This is a genomic window from Pseudomonas furukawaii (assembly GCF_002355475.1).
GTDB lineage: Bacteria > Pseudomonadota > Gammaproteobacteria > Pseudomonadales > Pseudomonadaceae > Metapseudomonas > Metapseudomonas furukawaii.
Genome location: NZ_AP014862.1, coordinates 4,710,797 through 4,726,480, shown reverse-complemented (window position 1 = coordinate 4,726,480; position 15,684 = coordinate 4,710,797). Strand labels below are relative to the sequence as shown.

At 69.2% G+C, this 15,684-nt stretch carries 13 protein-coding genes; all 13 read right to left on the bottom strand.

Annotated elements, in window-relative coordinates; genetic code table 11:
- Window positions 1-455: 455 nt before the first annotated feature.
- The 13 genes from KF707C_RS21730 to KF707C_RS21670 all read right to left on the bottom strand — a co-directional run bounded on the left by KF707C_RS21730 (window position 456) and on the right by KF707C_RS21670 (window position 15,675).
- Complete coding sequence (locus KF707C_RS21730; RefSeq protein ID WP_003450297.1) at window positions 456-1,712, bottom strand: MgtC/SapB family protein; 1,257 nt, start codon at window positions 1,710-1,712, stop codon at window positions 456-458.
- A 264-nt stretch (window positions 1,713-1,976) separates the two neighbouring features.
- Window positions 1,977-3,248, bottom strand: coding sequence for an MFS transporter (locus tag KF707C_RS21725; RefSeq protein WP_003450300.1), 1,272 nt, complete (start codon window positions 3,246-3,248; stop codon window positions 1,977-1,979).
- A gap of 113 nt (window positions 3,249-3,361) precedes the next feature.
- Window positions 3,362-4,033, bottom strand: a complete 672-nt coding sequence (locus KF707C_RS21720) for a hypothetical protein (protein ID WP_003450301.1) — start codon at window positions 4,031-4,033, stop codon at window positions 3,362-3,364.
- Entirely contained in the window at window positions 4,033-5,166 is a 1,134-nt protein-coding gene (locus KF707C_RS21715) for a methyl-accepting chemotaxis protein (protein ID WP_003450302.1), read from the bottom strand. Before KF707C_RS21715 ends, KF707C_RS21720 begins: the two co-directional genes overlap by 1 nt.
- Window positions 5,167-5,264: 98 nt before the next feature.
- Window positions 5,265-6,512, bottom strand: a complete 1,248-nt coding sequence (locus KF707C_RS21710; RefSeq protein WP_003450303.1) for an alginate export family protein — start codon at window positions 6,510-6,512, stop codon at window positions 5,265-5,267.
- 364 nt (window positions 6,513-6,876) lie between these two features.
- Window positions 6,877-7,668, bottom strand: a complete 792-nt coding sequence (locus KF707C_RS21705) for an ABC transporter ATP-binding protein (protein WP_003450304.1) — start codon at window positions 7,666-7,668, stop codon at window positions 6,877-6,879.
- A gap of 82 nt (window positions 7,669-7,750) precedes the next feature.
- Window positions 7,751-8,608, bottom strand: coding sequence for a nitrate ABC transporter permease (gene ntrB, locus KF707C_RS21700; protein ID WP_003450305.1), 858 nt, complete (start codon window positions 8,606-8,608; stop codon window positions 7,751-7,753).
- Between the two features lie 14 nt (window positions 8,609-8,622).
- The gene (locus KF707C_RS21695) at window positions 8,623-9,906 is read right to left on the bottom strand and encodes a CmpA/NrtA family ABC transporter substrate-binding protein (protein ID WP_003450307.1); all 1,284 of its coding nucleotides are present in this window, start codon (window positions 9,904-9,906) and stop codon (window positions 8,623-8,625) included.
- A gap of 355 nt (window positions 9,907-10,261) precedes the next feature.
- The gene (locus tag KF707C_RS21690; RefSeq protein WP_003450309.1) at window positions 10,262-10,840 is read right to left on the bottom strand and encodes an ANTAR domain-containing response regulator; all 579 of its coding nucleotides are present in this window, start codon (window positions 10,838-10,840) and stop codon (window positions 10,262-10,264) included.
- Between the two features lie 4 nt (window positions 10,841-10,844).
- Window positions 10,845-12,068 carry a CmpA/NrtA family ABC transporter substrate-binding protein gene (locus tag KF707C_RS21685; RefSeq protein WP_036992306.1) on the bottom strand — a complete coding sequence of 408 codons (1,224 nt, stop codon included), beginning with the start codon at window positions 12,066-12,068 and terminating at the stop codon, window positions 10,845-10,847.
- 153 nt (window positions 12,069-12,221) lie between these two features.
- Entirely contained in the window at window positions 12,222-13,619 is a 1,398-nt protein-coding gene (gene ppnN / locus KF707C_RS21680; protein ID WP_003450313.1) for a nucleotide 5'-monophosphate nucleosidase PpnN, read from the bottom strand.
- Between the two features lie 288 nt (window positions 13,620-13,907).
- Complete coding sequence (locus KF707C_RS21675; protein WP_003450316.1) at window positions 13,908-14,954, bottom strand: class I SAM-dependent methyltransferase; 1,047 nt, start codon at window positions 14,952-14,954, stop codon at window positions 13,908-13,910.
- 220 nt (window positions 14,955-15,174) lie between these two features.
- Window positions 15,175-15,675, bottom strand: coding sequence for a hypothetical protein (locus KF707C_RS21670; RefSeq protein WP_003450318.1), 501 nt, complete (start codon window positions 15,673-15,675; stop codon window positions 15,175-15,177).
- Between the last annotated feature and the right edge of the window lie 9 nt (window positions 15,676-15,684).

Below are 15,684 nucleotides of genomic sequence, written 5' to 3'. Positions count from 1 at the left end.
CGCCGGCACGCTTGTAGGGTGGGTCACGCTCCACCGACCCACCGGCGAGGTCCGGTTCGGGCACGGCGATGGGTTTCGCTGCGCTCTACGCCATCCTACGGGCCGCTCGCCGGCACGCTTGCAAGGGTGGGGCACGCTTCACCGACCCACCGGCGAGGTCCGATGCGGGCACGTCGATGGGGTTCGCTGCGCTCCACGCCATCCTACGGGCCGCTCGCCGGCACGCTTGTAGGGTGGGTCACGCTCCACCGACCCACCGGCGAGGTCCGCTGCGGGCACGTCGATGGGTTTCGCTGCGCTCTACGCCATCCTACGGGCCGCTCGCCGGCACGCTTGTAGGGTGGGTCACGTTTCACCGACCCACCGGCGAGGTCCGTTGCGGGCACGTTGATGGGTTTCGCTGCGCTCTACGCCATCCTACGGGTGGGCGCCGGCGCGCGCCCGCGCGCCGAGGCTCAGAACATCAGCAGCACGGCGGCACCCGCCAGCAGGCCACCGGCGATGAAGGGGAAGGTATGCAGCGCCAGCCCCTTGCCGCCGATCACCGCGATCAGCCCGGCCTTCACCAGGCTATTGCTCAGCACGGCGAGGAAGATGCCGCGCACCGCCACCTCGGTATCCAGCCCGCGGTTGGCGCCCCGGGACAGGGAGAGGGTGATGGCGTCCACGTCGGTCAGGCCCGAGAGCAGCGCGACCAGGTAGACGCCGATATCCCCCAGGTACCGCCGCGCCGCCTCCACCAGGAACAGGATCACCGCCAGCATCACCGCGAAACGCAGCGCCGGCCCCAGCTCGAAGGGGTTCTTCAGCGGTGGTTCGGCGTTGGGCGATTCATCCTTGGCCGCCAGGCGCCAGAAGAACAGGGCACCCGCCGCGTAGGTCAGGCCAGCGATACCCAGGGGCACGGACAGGTGCGGCAACAGGCCCGGGTTCACCAGGCCCACCTCCAGCAGCACCCGGGGGAACATCAGCGCCGAGGTCGCCAGCAGCCCCGCGGCCAGCAGCGGGCGCAGGGCCCGGTGCTCGGCCAGGTGGGAGAGGGTGATGGTCATGGCGGTGGAGGAAACCGTTCCGCCCAGCAGCGCCGTCAGCAGCAGGCCGCGCTGGGTGCCTACCAGGCGGATGGCGAAGTAGGCGGCAAAACCCAGGCCGGCGATCAGCACCACCATCCACCAGGTGGCGTAGGGGTTGAACAGGTCCCAGGGACCGAAGCCCCTGTCCGGCAGGATCGGCAGCAACACCACCGAGATGAACAGCAGTTTCAGCGTCGCCAGCAGCTCCTCCTCGCTGAGGCGCTCCAGGGCATGGTGCAGGGGGTCCTTGAGGCTCAGCAGCAGGGCGACCACCACCGCGCCGGCGGCGGACAGCACGTGGTAGCCGGCCACCGCCAGGCTGCCGAGGAGGAAGGTGAGCAGCAGGGCCAGTTCGCTGGAGAGGCCCAGGTCGCCGACATAGACCAGCTCGCCGAAGTAGGAGGCGATCACCAGCACCGCGAAGCAGGCGAAGATCGTCACCCAGACGGCGATGCCGAACTGTTCGCCGAGGAAGGCCGCCATCCCGCCGAGCAGGGCGGTGAGGCCGAAGGAGCGGATGCCGGCCACCAGCCGCAGGGCTTCCTTGTTGCGGTCTCGCCAACCGCGCTCGGCGCCGATCAGCAGGCCAGCGGCCAGGGCGCTGGCGAAGTCGAGCAGGACCTCCGTGGCGTCGGGCATGGGGCTTCCTTTCGAGGGGGATGGAAGCAGTCTAGACCCTGCCCGGGCGGCATTCCTTTCGTCGGCGAGCCGGGTCCTGTAGGAGCGAGCTCGCGAAAGGCCCCGCACGATTCGCCGGCAAGCCGGCTCCTACGAAAGCCGGACGCCGCACCGCGCATCCGTAGGATGGCGTAGAGCGCAGCGAAACCCATCGACGTGCCCGCAGCGGACCTCGCCGGTGGGTCGGTGAGGCGTGCCCCACGGCATTCGCCGGCAAGCCGGCTCCTACGACGCCAGCGCCGCGCGCCGGCCGCGCTCCAGGCGCACGCTGGCGAGCAGCAGCAGGCCCAGCACGAAGTAGCTGCCGGTGATCAGCATCGCCAGGCGGTGGTCGCCCCCGGAGAGCCAGTTGGCCAGGCCGTAGGTCATGGGGCCGAGGATGGCCGAGAGCTTCACCGCCTGGCCCCAGAGGCCGAAGAATTCTCCCAGCCGCGTGGGCGGTGCCAGCAGGCCGACGATGGCGCGGCCCGCCGACTGGCTCGCGCCCATGCACAGGCCGGCGATGTTGGCCGCAGCCCAGAACAGCGCCGGGCCGCTGGCAAGCCAGATCATCCCCACCATGGCCAACCACCCCAGCAGGGTCAGGGCCAGGGTGGGGCGGTGGCCGATGCGGTCCTGCAGCCAGCCGAAGGCCACCGCGCCGAGGGAGGCGGTGATGTTGACGATGAAGATCAGCATCAGGGTGTCCTGGGTGCTGAATCCCATCACCTGGTCGGCGTAGATGGCCGCCAGGCTGATCACCGCGGCGATGCCCGCCTGGTAGCAGACGGTGCAGGCGAGGAAGCGCATCAGGTCGCGGTAGCGGCCGGCGTCCCGCAGCGTGCGGCTGAAGCGTGCCCAAGCTCCCTGTTCGCTGGCGGGCTGGGGTTGGCTGCGTTCCTTGAGGAGGAGGAAGGTGGGGGTGCTGGCGATGGCGAAGAGCAGGGCGGTGATGAGGACGCACACCGGCACGAACTGCGCCGCCGTCTGGCCCTGGGCCTGGGCCCAGCTGACATAGGCCAGGCAGGCCCCCAGGCTCACCAGGCCGCCGATGTAGCCCAGCCCCCAGCCCCAGCCGGACACCCGCCCCAGGGCATCGTCCCGCGCCAGTTCCGGGAGGAAGGCGGCGATCAGGTTCTCCCCGGTGCCGAAGCAGAAGTTCGACAGCACCAGGAACAGCACCGTCAGCGCCAGGGCGCCGGGGCCGGCCAGCGCCAGGGCGGCGGTGCAGGCGACGCAGCCGAGGGTGCTGAACAGCAGCAGGCGCTTCTTGCGGGCGGTGGCGTCGGCATAGGCGCCGATCAGCGGCGCAGTGAGGATGACCAGGGCGTAGGAGACCGCGAGGGTGCTGGTCCAGGCCAGGGTGCCCCAGGGCTTGCCCTCGGCCACCACGGCCACGAAGTAGGCGTTGAAGACGGCGGTGATGATGACGGTGGTGTAGCCGGAATTGGCGAAGTCGAACATCGCCCAGGCCCAGATTTCCCGGCGTCTCACGCCGGAGGCGAGGCTGGATCGCATTGTGCTTGTCCCCCTGCTTGAACGATGGCCTGAGCCTAGCCCGGTGCCGGTCAATCCGCGAACCGGGGGCCCGTCGGGCGCTTCCGGAATGCCGCCGCCCGGCCCGTCCTCGCTCAGCCCAGGCTGCTGCGCAAGGCTTCGATGCGCTGGTCGATCAGGGGGGTGAACAGCGCGTAGAGCTGCTCGGGCGGGACGCTCAGGCCGCGCGTGCTGAAGAGGTCGGGCGCCAGTCGCCCCAGGGCGTCGCGCAGTTCGCCATCGGCGCCTTCGAGCAAGCGGTCGTGCAGGTACTGCAGCTGGATGCGCAGTTCCAGTGGGCACTCCTGCCGCGCGGCGGCGCGGATCGACAGGCCACGCAGGCGGCCCAGGTCTTCCACCTGCCAGCCGCGATCGGCGATGGCGGGCGCGCGCAGCCGCAACCGGCACAGATGCAGCTCCAGGAAGCGGATGCGGGCCAGCAGGTTTTCCACGAGGCGGCAGTGGCCGTCGAAGTCCGCCGGGGATTGCCGCAGGCTCGTCCAGATCCTCAGGTGGCTGGCCTCCGGCCAGGCCTGCCAGGCCGGGGCCAGGCGCTCGGCCAACTGCCGGCGGTCCTGCGCCGCCCCCGGCCCGTCCTGGCCGCCCAGGGCACGGTGGCGCTGGACGCCCTGCATCAGTTCGAGTCCCAGCAGCAGCTCCTGGCCCAGGGTCCGCAGCAGGCGCTGCCGCCGGCGCCGGGTGAGGCCCCAGGCGAGCGTGCAGGCGGCCAGGAGCCCGGCGACGATCAGCGAGAGCGACAGGAACATCACGCCACCTCCCCGGCGAGGCGGGACAGGTAGCGGGTCAGGTCGTGCAGGCTGCGGGTCTGGCCGCTCTGGGTCTCCAGGCTGTCGCTGATCTGTTGCAGCTGCTCGCACAGGGCCTGGTTCGCCTGGTGATGTTCACCCAGGGCCTGCTGCATGCTGCCGAAGCGCTGCAGGTTGTCCCGGCTCTTGCGCGCCAGCTGGTCCAGGCTCTCCGCCAGCCGGCCGCTTTCTTCGCTGCCCTGCTCCAGCAACTCGCGGTGATGGCTGACCTCGCGCTCCACCTGGCCGACCGCCGCCGCGATCGCCGTGGCCGCGGCGGTGATGCCGCGGGTGGTTTCATCGGTGGCGCCGGCCATGCGCCGGACCTCGTCGGCCACCACGGCGAAGCCCCGTCCCTGTTCGCCGGCGCGGGCCGCTTCGATGGAGGCATTGAGGGCCAGCAACTGGGTCTGCTTGGCCAGGTTCTGGATGCCCTGCACCGATTGCTCCACCAGGGCCGTGCTGTGCAGCAGGTGTTTCACGGCGTCGGCCGTATCGCCGAGGCTGTCGTGAATGGCGCCCATGCCCTGGCCCAGCTTCTCCGCCGCGCGGCAGCCGTCCTCGCCCTGGCCCAGGGCGGCGGCGAAGGCGACGCGGGCGTTGCCGGCCAGTTCGTCGACGCCGGAGAGGCTGCGTTCGATCTGTTCGCTGGCGGCGGCGATCATGTTGACCCGCTGGTTCTGTTCGCAGCCCTGGACATGGGCCGTCTGCGCCAGTTGTTCGAGGGCCTGGCTGGAGAACCGGACCTCGCTCTGCAACCGCTCGGCTGCGCGCAATTGCTGGTCGCAGGTCACCAGCAGGGTGGCCGGATCGCAACCTGGCGAGCGGCCCAGCAGGTGGGCCAGCTCATCGAGCCAGAACCTTTCCAGGTGCCGCTGCCGCTGTTCCAGCAGCCTCAGGGCCACGGCCAGGTAGAGGCTGCAGGCCAGCAGCCCGAGGGCGACCGGCTGCGCTCCGTCGCTGGCGCTGGCGGTCGCGCAGAGGGCCAGGCCCAGGGGCAGCCAGAGGCCGGCGCCGGTGGCCGCCAGCAAGGCGATGCCCGGCTCGAACAGCCGCCCGAGGCGGTGCTTCTCTTGAGGGTGGATCTCGTTCATGGTCGGCTCCCCGTCCGCGCCTTTCCGTTCCGTGCAACTGTCCTCCGGGCGCGACGTGGCGCCGCGCCGGAGGCCGGCCCGTTGCGGGCCGGGTTCACTCAGTAGCTGTACTGCAGTTGCGCCCAGAACTTCTCGGTGTCCAGGGTACGGGTCCGGTCAGCCGAGTCGTAGTGCGCGTACTTGAGCATGCCGACCAGGCCCTTCACCCCGGGGATCGGCCGGGTATAGGACAGGTCGATCTCGTCGCCGTAGCGGTCGCCGCCCCGCTCGCTGGCGAAGTCGTGGTACCAGGCCTGCAGGCTGCCGCCGGCCAGGGGCGCGGTGAAGCCCAGGTAGGCGTCCTCGATGCCGTCGGCCGGCGTGGTGAGGAACTGGTCGGCCCAGCCCTGGAACAGGTGCTTGGTCGCCAGCGGCGTCTGGAACGCACGGTTGCCCGGGCCGCTGTCGCCCCCCAGCACCTCGTAGCCGCCCTTGAGCTGCACGCCCTTGAGGACATAGCCCAGTTCCGCCAGGTAGTACTCGCTGTCCAGGTCCTGGGGGTTGTCGGCGTAGTCCTGCTGGCGGGCGTACTCCAGCGCATAGCTGAAGCCTCCCAGCGCACCGTTCAGGCGCAGCCCGCGAGTGGCGCTGGAGAGGCTGCCCAGGGGGGAGGCGGCGGTCACGGCGATATTGTCCAGGCCGAGCAGGTAGCCGTAGGCGGTCACCGTGAGTGCCGGCATGACCTGGTACTGGGCGTTGAACAGGTGGCTGTGGCCTTCGATGTTGGCCGGGTTGGTGCGGTTGTCGAAGCGGCCGTTGTCCGGGCCGAAGATGGTGTTGATGTTGTCCAGGTAGGCGTAGGTCAGGGTCAGGCCGTCGAGGGGCTTGAGCTGGCCGAGGGCGGCGTCGTAGGTCTGCTCGTTCTGGCGCCAGGCGACACCGCCGACGAAGCGCTGGTTGTCCAGGTTGATGCGCTGGCGCCCCAGCACGGCGCTGCCGAAGGCCTGGTCGTAGCGCAGCAGGGCCTGGTTGACTTCCGTGCCGTCGGGGTCGACCACCATGGCGTAATCGGTCTGGCCGTTGCGGCTGCTGTTGTAGGCGGCGTCGCCCAGGCGGCTGACGTTGTCCACCTCCACCAGGCCCGAGAGGCCGTACCACTTGCCGCTCTGGAAGCCGACGCGGGTACGCAGGGTCTGGGCGTTGGCGTGGCGCAGGTTGTTGTCCTGGTCGACGTGTTCGTAGCGGTAGCGGGCGTCGAGGATGGGCTTGCCCTCGGTGAACAGCGTGCTGGGAGCCTCTTCGGCCAGGGCGGCGTGACTGGTAGCGGCAACGGCCAGCGACAGCAGGGCGGGCTTGAGCGGGTGCATAGCGGTCTTCCTTAGTGTGGAAAGCGCAAAAAAAAACGTCGCGGCCCCGTGCTCATGATGGCGAGGGGGCTTCGCGACGTCGTTGTCGGTTGGGTGGCAGACACGCCGTTGTGCTGACCGGGGAGGGTCCAAGCAGGCACTGTGCCAGAATGCTCAAGCCTTTGATTTTAGTGGGCTTTTATTGGATCGATGGCGTTTGTGTGGCAGCGCCCCGGACCTTGCCGTCGCCGCTTGCATTGGCAGGGTGCGAAGCCGCCGGAAAGAGCCCCTGCATGGGGCATGGAGGCAGGCGAGAGATGCCCCCTGGAAAGCAGAAGCCCGGCGCGGAGGCCGGGCTGTTGCAAGGGGCGGGGAGGGGAAGGGATCAGGCCGCCGGGCGACGCTGGCGCTGGTAGAGGAACTCCAGCACGGCGGTGCGGTACTCGTGGTAGCGGGCGTCGTTGGCCAGGGCCAGGCGGTCCCGTGGGCGTGGCAGCTCCACCCGCAGGATGTCGCCGACGGTGGCGGCCGGGCCGTTGGTCATCATCACGATGCGGTCGGAGAGCAGCACCGCCTCGTCCACGTCATGGGTGACCATCACCACGGTGCTCCGGGTCTGGCCGACGATGCGCAGCAGCTCGTCCTGGAGGTGCGCGCGGGTCAGGGCGTCGAGGGCGCCGAAGGGCTCGTCCATCAGCAGCACCTTGGGTTCCATGGCCAGGGCGCGGGCGATGCCCACACGCTGCTTCATGCCGCCGGAGATCTCGCCGGGATGCTTGTGCGCCGCGTGGTCCAGGCCGACCATCTGCAGCGCCGCCGCCGTGCGCTCCTTGAGCCGCGCCTTGTTCTCGCGGCCGCCGAAGACCTTTTCCACCGCCAGGTGGACATTGCCGAAGCAGGTCATCCAGGGCAGCAGGCTGTGGTTCTGGAACACCACGGCGCGATCCGGGCCGGGACCGTCGATCTCCCGGCCGTTGCAGATCAGCCCGCCCTCGCTGGGGGAGAGCAGGCCGGCGATGAGGTTGAGCACGGTGGACTTGCCACAGCCGGAATGGCCGATCAGCGAGACGAACTCGCCTCGGGCGATGCGCAGGTTGACGTCGCTGAGGGCCTGGAAGCGGCCCTTGCGGGTATCGAAGTGCTTGCTGACGCCGGTCAGCTCGACGAACTTGTCCATCAGGTTTCTCCTGTTCCTGGTAGGAGCGAGCCCAGCGCGCGAAGCGCATTCGCGAGCGAGCTCGCTCGCTCCACGGGAATGTTCAGTTGCTGTAGTCGAAACGTTTGGCCAGCCACAGCAGGCCCTGTTCCAGGGCCAGGCCCACCAGGCCGACAATGATGATGGCGATGAGGATGTGCTCGACGTTGAGGTTGTTCCATTCGTCCCACACCCAGAAGCCGAGGCCGGTGCCGCCGGTGAGCATCTCGGCGGCGACTATCACCAGCCAGGCCACGCCTATGGCCAGGCGGATGCCGGTCATCAGGTGCGGCAGCACGGCGGGGAAGAGGATGCGCGTGAGCACCTTGAACTCCGAGAGCTTCAGCACCCGCGCCACGTTGATGTAGTCCTGCGGCACGCTGGCCACGCCGGCGGCGGTGTTGAGGATGATGGGCCAGATCGAGCTGATGAAGATCACCCAGATCGAGGCCGGGCCGGCGGCCTCGAACACCAGCAGGCCGATGGGCAGCCAGGCCAGCGGCGAGACCGGGCGCAGCAGGCTGATGATGGGCGAGAGCATGCCGGCCAGGAAGGCGAAGCGGCCGATGGCGAAGCCCAGCGGAATGCCCACCAGCGCGGCCATGCCGAAGCCCAGGCCGACCCGCCCCAGCGAATGCAGGATGTTCCAGCCGATGCCCATGTCGTTGGGGCCGTTGTCGTAGAAGGGGTCGGCGAAGAGTTCCAGCGCCGAGTGCCAGGTCGACACGGGCCCCGGCAGGCCTTCGCTGCGTGCCGCCACCAGGGCCCAGAGGCCGATGAACAGCAGCAGTCCGAGCGCCGGTGGAACCAGCGCGCGAGCCAGGTTGCGCAGGAACTCCGCGCCAGGCAGGGGCTGGCGTCGGGCGCTGTCGGGGACCTGGCTGGAGGCTGCCGGCAATGGCGTGTTCAGGGGAGCATTCATGGCGGTCTCCTGGCTCAGGCCTTGATGGCGAAGGATTGGGCGTAGGCGGCCGGGTTGGAGCCGTCCCACAGCGTGCCGTCCATCAGGGTGCTGCCGCGCATCTGGCTGGCCGGAACCGGCAGGCCGAGGGCACTGGCCGCTTCGCTGAACAGCTTGGTCTGGTTCACCTGGGCGGCCACGGCGGCGTAGTCAGGGTCCTGCTTGATCAGGCCCCAGCGCTTGAACTGGGTCATGAACCACATGCCGTCGGAGAGGTAAGGGAAGTTCACCTGGCAGTCCTTGCAGAAGGCCATGGCGTGCTTGTCCTGCCAGCTGTTGCCGAGGCCGTCCTCGTAGTTGCCGAGGAAGCGTTGCTCGATCACCTGCACCGGGGCGTTCACGTAGGCCTTGCCGGCGATCAGCTTGGCGGTGGCCTTCTTGTTCTCCTCGCTGGCCTCGATGAAGCGGCTGGCGTCCAGCAGGGCCATCACCAGGGCGCGGGCGGTGTTGGGGTTCTGTTCGACGAAGGCGCGGGAACAGCCCAGCACCTTCTCCGGGTGGTCCGCCCAGATCTGCTGGGAGGTGGTGGCGGTGAAGCCGATCTTGTCGAAGATGGCCCGTGCGCCCCAGGGTTCGCCGACGCAGAAGCCGTCCATGTTGCCCACGCGCATGTTGGCGACCATCTGCGGCGGCGGCACGGTGATGGTCTTGACGTCGGTCATGGGGTTGATGCCGTGGCTGGCCAGCCAGTAGTAGAGCCACATGGCGTGGGTGCCGGTGGGGAAGGTCTGGGCGAAGGTCAGGGGTTTGGCGGACTGTTTGACGTGGGCGGCGAGCTGTTCGCCGTTGGTCACTCCGGCTTCCCGGAGCTGGCGGGACAGGGTGATGGCCTGGCCGTTCTGGTTCAGGCCCATGAGCACCGCCATGTCCTTCTGCGGGCCGGCCACGCCGAGCTGGCTGCCGTACATCATGCCGTAGAGCACATGGGAGGCATCCAGCTCGCCGGTGTTGAGCTTGTCGCGCACGCCCGCCCAGGAGGCTTCCTTGCTGGGGGTGATGCTGAGGCCGTACTTGGCGGCGAAACCCTGGGTGGCGGCCACCACCACCGACGCGCAGTCGGTCAGCGGAATGAAACCGACCTTGAGGGCGGCCTTTTCCGGTGCATCGGAGCCGGCGGCCCAGGCGGCGCTGCGCAGGAAGCCGGGGGCCGAGAGCCCGAGGGCGGCGACGCCGCCGACGGTGCCGGCGATGGCGATGGAGTGCTTGAGGAAGTTGCGGCGGCTGTTGTTGATCGGGTCTTTGGAATCACGTTCGCTCATGGTGCTGTCCTGATGGGAGGGCAAAAACAAAAACGGCGTACGCCAGAGCTCCCGCACAAGGGGATGGAGCTCTGACGGACGCCGTTGTCCGTGATCCGCGGCCCACCGCCGTTGGTGCGCTACGCAGGAATCCGCAGGTGGTTTTGCAAAGGTCTTGCCAGTTTTCGCCGCCCGCCCGCGGGTCGCCCCGATGTGCCTTCGATTCGGTGGTTATCGCCTTCTGAATCAAGCAGTTGCCCGCCGGATGCGGACACAGGTGCGGCCGGCGGGGGTGGGCGATATCTGTGCGAAGGGCGCGCCGCCTGAGCGGTTTTGGTTCGCTGGCCGCCGCTGGCCTGTGCCCCGCAGGCGCAGGTCAGGCGCCGAGCATCTCGTGGGTGGCGATGATCTGCTCGGCCACCTGGATCAGTCGCTGCTGACGCCCCATGGCCTGGCGACGCATCAGGGTGTAGGCCGCCTCCTCGTCGCAATTCTTCATCTTCATCAGCACGCCCTTGGCCTGTTCGATGCGCTTGCGCTCGGCCAGCTGGCTGTCCCGTTCCAGCAGCCGCGCATGCAGGGCCTGGTCGGCCTCGAAGCGGGCCATCGCCACCTCGAGGATCGGTCGCAGGCGCTCGGCCTGGATGCCTTCGACCACGTAGGCGCTGACCCCGGCGCGAATCGCCTGGCGCATCAGGCCGGGGTCGTGGTCGTTGGTGAACATGACGATGGGACGGGGCTGGTCGCGGCTCACCATCACCACCTGTTCCATCATGTCGCGGCCGGCGGATTCGGTGTCGATCAGCACCACGTCGGCGCTCGCGGCCAGGATGCGCTCGGCCAGGTCGAGGGTCAGGCCGGTCTCTTCGACGACGGCGAAGCCCGCCTCGACCAGGGCATCGGCCAGGCGGCCGGCGGTCTTCGGTGTGTCGTTGATCAGGAAGATGCGAAGCATGGGGTCAACTCCTGGCGTCGGCGGCAAGGGGAGTGAGCGAGGGGTGGGCGTGGACGGCGAAGCTGCGGGCGTAGCCGGCCGGGTCGCTGCCGTCCCAGACCCGGCCGTCGAACAGCCGGGAGCTGCGCATGGGCCGTGCCGGAACCTCGATGCCCAGGGCCTCGGCCGCTTCCCGGTAGCCTTCGAGCTGGTGCACCTGGCGGGCCACGCCGAGGTAGTCCGGGTCCTCCTTGAGCAGCCCCCAGCGGCGGAATTGGGTCATGAACCAGATGCCGTCCGACAGCCAGGGCATGGTCGCCTCGCCACCGGCGAAGAAGCGCAGCGGATGGGCGTCGCGCCAGGCGTAGCCGAGGCCGTCCTCGTAGAGCCCGAGGAAGCGCGGCTCGATGGCCGACAGCGGCGCGTCGAGGTATTCGCCGCCGCTGATGAGCCGGGCGGTGCCGCGCCGGTTCTCGTCGCTGGCATCGATGAAACGGCTGGCTTCCAGCACCGCCATGGTCAGGGCGCGGGCGGTGTTGGGGTAGCGCTCGGCGAAGGCGCGGGTGCAGGCGAGGACCTTCTCCGGATGGTCGGGCCAGATCATCTGGCTGGTGGCCAGGGTGAACCCCTGCTTCTCGTCCACCGCCAGCGCGCCCCAGGGACCTCCGGCGCAGAAACCGTCGATCTGGCCGCTGCGCAGGTGCCGGACCATCTGCGCCGGGGGCAGCACCAGGGTGTTGACCTCTTCCAGCGGGTGGATGCCGTGGGCCGCCAGCCAGTAGTTGAGCCACATGGCGTGGGTGCCGGTGGGAAAGGTCTGGGCGAAGGTCAGCTTCGCACCCCGTTGGCGCACCTGGGCGACGAGCGCGTCGGCGTTCGTCACGCCGGCGCGGCGCAGGGGCTCGCACAGGTTGATCGCCTGGCCGTTCTGGCACAGCCCCATGAGGATCGCCATTTCGGTGGGGGCGCCGCCCAGGCCCAGGTGGGTGCCGTAGACCTGGCCGTAGAGGGCGTGCGCGGCGTCCAGCTCACCGCTCTGCAGCCGGTCGCGCAGGCCGGCCCAGGAGGTCTGCCGTTTCAGTTCCAGGGTCAGGCCGTAGGGCTGGGCGAAGCCCTGGGTGGCCGCGACGATCAGCGAGGCGGCGTCGGAGAGGGGCATGAAGCCCAGGTTCACCCTGCCCTTTTCCGGGGCATCGCTGCCCGCGACCCAGGCGAGGTTGTCGTTACGGGTGCAACTCGTGTCGGTCATGTCGTTTGTCCCACCACTGAACGAAAAAGGCGCCGCTCCCGCCACCCTGCAGGTGGTGGCGGGAAACGACGCCATCGTCTGTGAACCGACTCCGCCGTTGGAGCGGGCTCTAGGGCGGGAGCGTTAGCAAGCGATATGCCAGGGCGCTTCGCCTCAGCTGGCAAGTTCCTCCGCGATGCTCTGCACCACCCGGTAGCAGGGCACGTAGGCCGCGCCGCCCGGCAGCTTCATCCGGTGCTGGCGGACGAAGGCCTGGAGCAGGGCGTCCAGGGGTTGCATCACGGCGGCTTCCCCATGGATCTCGTAGGGGCCGTGCTCCTCGATCAGGCGGATGCCCTTGTCCTTGACGTTGCCGGCGACGATGCCGGAGAACGCCCGACGCAGGTTCGCCGCCAGTTCGTGGGGGGGCAGCTCGCGGCGCAGGTCCAGGCTCGCCATGGCCTCGTGGGTGGGTTCGAAGGGGTGCTGGAAGCGCTCGTCGATCTTCAGCAGCCAGTTGAAGTGGAAGGCGTCGTTGCGCTCGCGGCGGAACTGCTTCACCGCCTTGAGCCCCTCGGCCATTTCGATCGCCACGGCGGCCGGGTCGTCGATGATGATCTTGTAGCGGGCCTGGGCGGCCTCGCCCAGGGTGGCGCCGACGAAGGCGTTCAATTGCTCGAAGTAGGCGGCGGCGCTCTTCGGCCCGCTGAGCACCAGGGGGAAGGGCAGCTCCCGGTTGTCGGGGTGCATCAGGATGCCCAGCAGGTAGAGGAACTCCTCCGCCGTGCCCACGCCGCCCGGGAAGATGATGATGCCGTGGCCCACCCGCACGAAGGCCTCCAGGCGCTTCTCGATGTCCGGCAGGATCACCAGCTCGTTGACGATGGGATTCGGCGCCTCGGCGGCGATGATGCCGGGCTCGGTCAGGCCCAGGTAGCGGCCGCCGTGGGTGCGCTGCTTGGCATGGCCGATGGTGGCGCCCTTCATCGGCCCCTTCATCACGCCCGGGCCGCAGCCGGTGCAGACGTCGAGCTGGCGCAGGCCCAGCTCGTGCCCCACCTTCTTGGTGTACTTGTACTCCTCGGTGCTGATGGAGTGACCGCCCCAGCAGACGACGATCTTCGGCTCCACGCCGGCGCGCAGGGTGCGGGCGTTGCGCAGCAGGTGGAAGACGTAGTCGGTGATGCCTTCCGAGCTCTCCAGGTCGAATCGGCGGCTTTTCAGTTCGTTCTCGGTGTAGACGATGTCGCGCAGGGCGCTGAACAGCATCTCGCGGGTGCTGGCGATCATCTCGCCATCGACGAAGGCGTCGGCCGGGGCATTGATCAGCTCCAGGCGCACGCCACGGTCCTGCTGGTGGATGCGCACCTCGAAGTCCTTGTAGGCGTCGAGGATGGTCTTGGCGTTGTCGATATGGGCGCCGGTGTTGAGGATGGCCAGGGCGCACTGGCGGAACAGCCGGTACATGCGGCCGGAGCCGGCTTCGCTGAGCTGCTGCACTTCCAGTTGGGAGAGGGTATCCAGGGTGCCCTTGGGGCCGACCTGGGCATTGATGACGTGTCTTTTTGGCATGTGATACTTCCTTACAGCATTGCCGGCGGGCCGGGGCGTCCGGCCTCGGGCGAAATGGGCGCCGGGTGGGGCGCAAACAGCGGAGGTCGTTCCTGTCAGGGCATCGCGAGGTTGCGGATTCGTGTCGTGGAGCGTTCTGTTCGGGTGCTGGCTCAGGTAATAGCGAGGTTGGTACCCGTCTGACAAGGATTTTCTTGGCGAGGCGCGGCGTCCCTGACGATTCATTGCGCGCGTCCGGGGGCCGGTGTCGCGGCCGGGTTCAGCCCCGGAAGCGCCACCGGTCGTCCCTCACTTGCGGGCTTCGAGGATCAGGTTGAACGGCGTCTCGGTGGCCCGGCGGAAGCGGGTGAACCCGGCTTCCTCGAAGACCTTGCGCAGGCGCGCCTCGCCGGCCTGGGCGCCGAGGCCGAGCCCCACCTCCTGGGACAGGGAGTTGGGCGTGCAGATGAAGGTGGAGGCCGAGTAGAACAGGCGGCCCACCGGGGTCGCGTTGTCGTCGAGCCGGTCGTTGGCGAAGGGCTCCACCAGCAGCACGGTGCCGTCCGGCTTCAGGGTCTCCCAGGCGTGCCGGGCGGCGCCCACCGGGTCGCCCATGTCGTGCAGGCAGTCGAAGTAGCAGATCAGGTCGAAACCGTCGCCCGGGTAGTCCTTGGCGCTGGCCTGGACGAAGGTCGCGCGATCCGCCACGCCAGCCTCCGTCGCCCGCCGGGTCGCGACCTCGATCGAGGGGCCGTGGTAGTCGAAGCCGATGAAGCGCGACGCCGGAAAGGCCTGGGCCAGGATCACCGTGGAGGCGCCGTGGCCGCAGCCGACGTCGGCGACCTTGGCGCCGGCCTCGAGCTTGTCCACCACGCCGTCCAGGGCGGGCAGCCATTCGCTCACCAGGTGTGCGCGGTAGCCGGGCCGGAAGAAGCGTTCGGTGCCGCTGAACATGCAGGGGTGGTGATCGCCCCAGGCCAGGCCGCCATCACCGCGCATGGCCTTCACCAGCTTGTCCTTGTCATGGAAGAGGGCGGCGATCACCGAGGCGCCGCCGGCGACGTAGACCGGCGAGTCCTCGACGGCCAGCGCCAGGGCCTGTTCCTCCGGCAGGCGGAAGCGCCCGTTGTCGTGCTCCATGTAGCCGGAGGCGGCGTGGGCGCTCAGCCATTCGCGCAGCAGGCGGGCGTTGCAGCCGGTCTTCTCGGCCAGTTCCTCCGGGCTGACCGGCTGGCTGTCGGCCATGGCGCGATACAGGCCGAGTTCGTCCCCGAGGATGATGTTGGCGAGCATGGCGGCGCCGCCCATGTCGGCCACCAGCTTGCCCATGAAGTCGTTGAGCCTGGATTCGTCCATCGCGTCTGCTCCTCTGCCGACGGGCGCGTTCCACGGGCCGGGCGACGGCGGGATGCGGCGGCGGGAGCGCGGAGGGGTGGAGGAAGAGGCCAGGGCGGCCGGATGGTGCCGGGCCGGAGTGGCCTCCTCCAAGTCCCGCCATCGCGGGACAGTAAAAGTGTAGTGGCCCCGGGGCCCGCCGACCGGCGGCCGGGGACCCGCAACCGATGAGCGGCGGGGCTCAGACGTAGAGGCTGATGCCGCCCTTGGCTTGCAGCCAGTCGCGGTAGGTGGCCAGGGAGGTGGTCTGCTGGTCGCCGTCGTAGCCGACGAAACCGAAGCCGCTGTCCTTCTCGTCGAAGCCGGCGTCGATCAGTGTCTGCACCTTGTCCTTGAGTTTCAGCGCCTCGTCGCGGTCCAGTTCGGCCACATCGGGCAGTGGGATCCGGTTGGCGTCGGTGCCGGTCTTCTGCCCCGTCGACTGGGTGGCGCCGAACTGGCTGCCGTTCAGCGCGGGGCTGCCGTTCATGGCGCGGAACAGCCCGCCCTGGCTCTGGGCGATCAGGGCGTTGGCGTAGCGGCGCAGATCGGCGACGGCGGTCTCGCGGGGGCTGCTGGTGCCCTCGGCGGTGTCCGGGGTGCTGCCGTTGCCGCCGTTCACCGGGGTACCGCCGGTGTTGCCGGTGGACCTGGAGGACAGCCCCAGGTAGCTGGCCAGGGCGTTGCTGGCGATGGTGGTCATGGTCGTTCC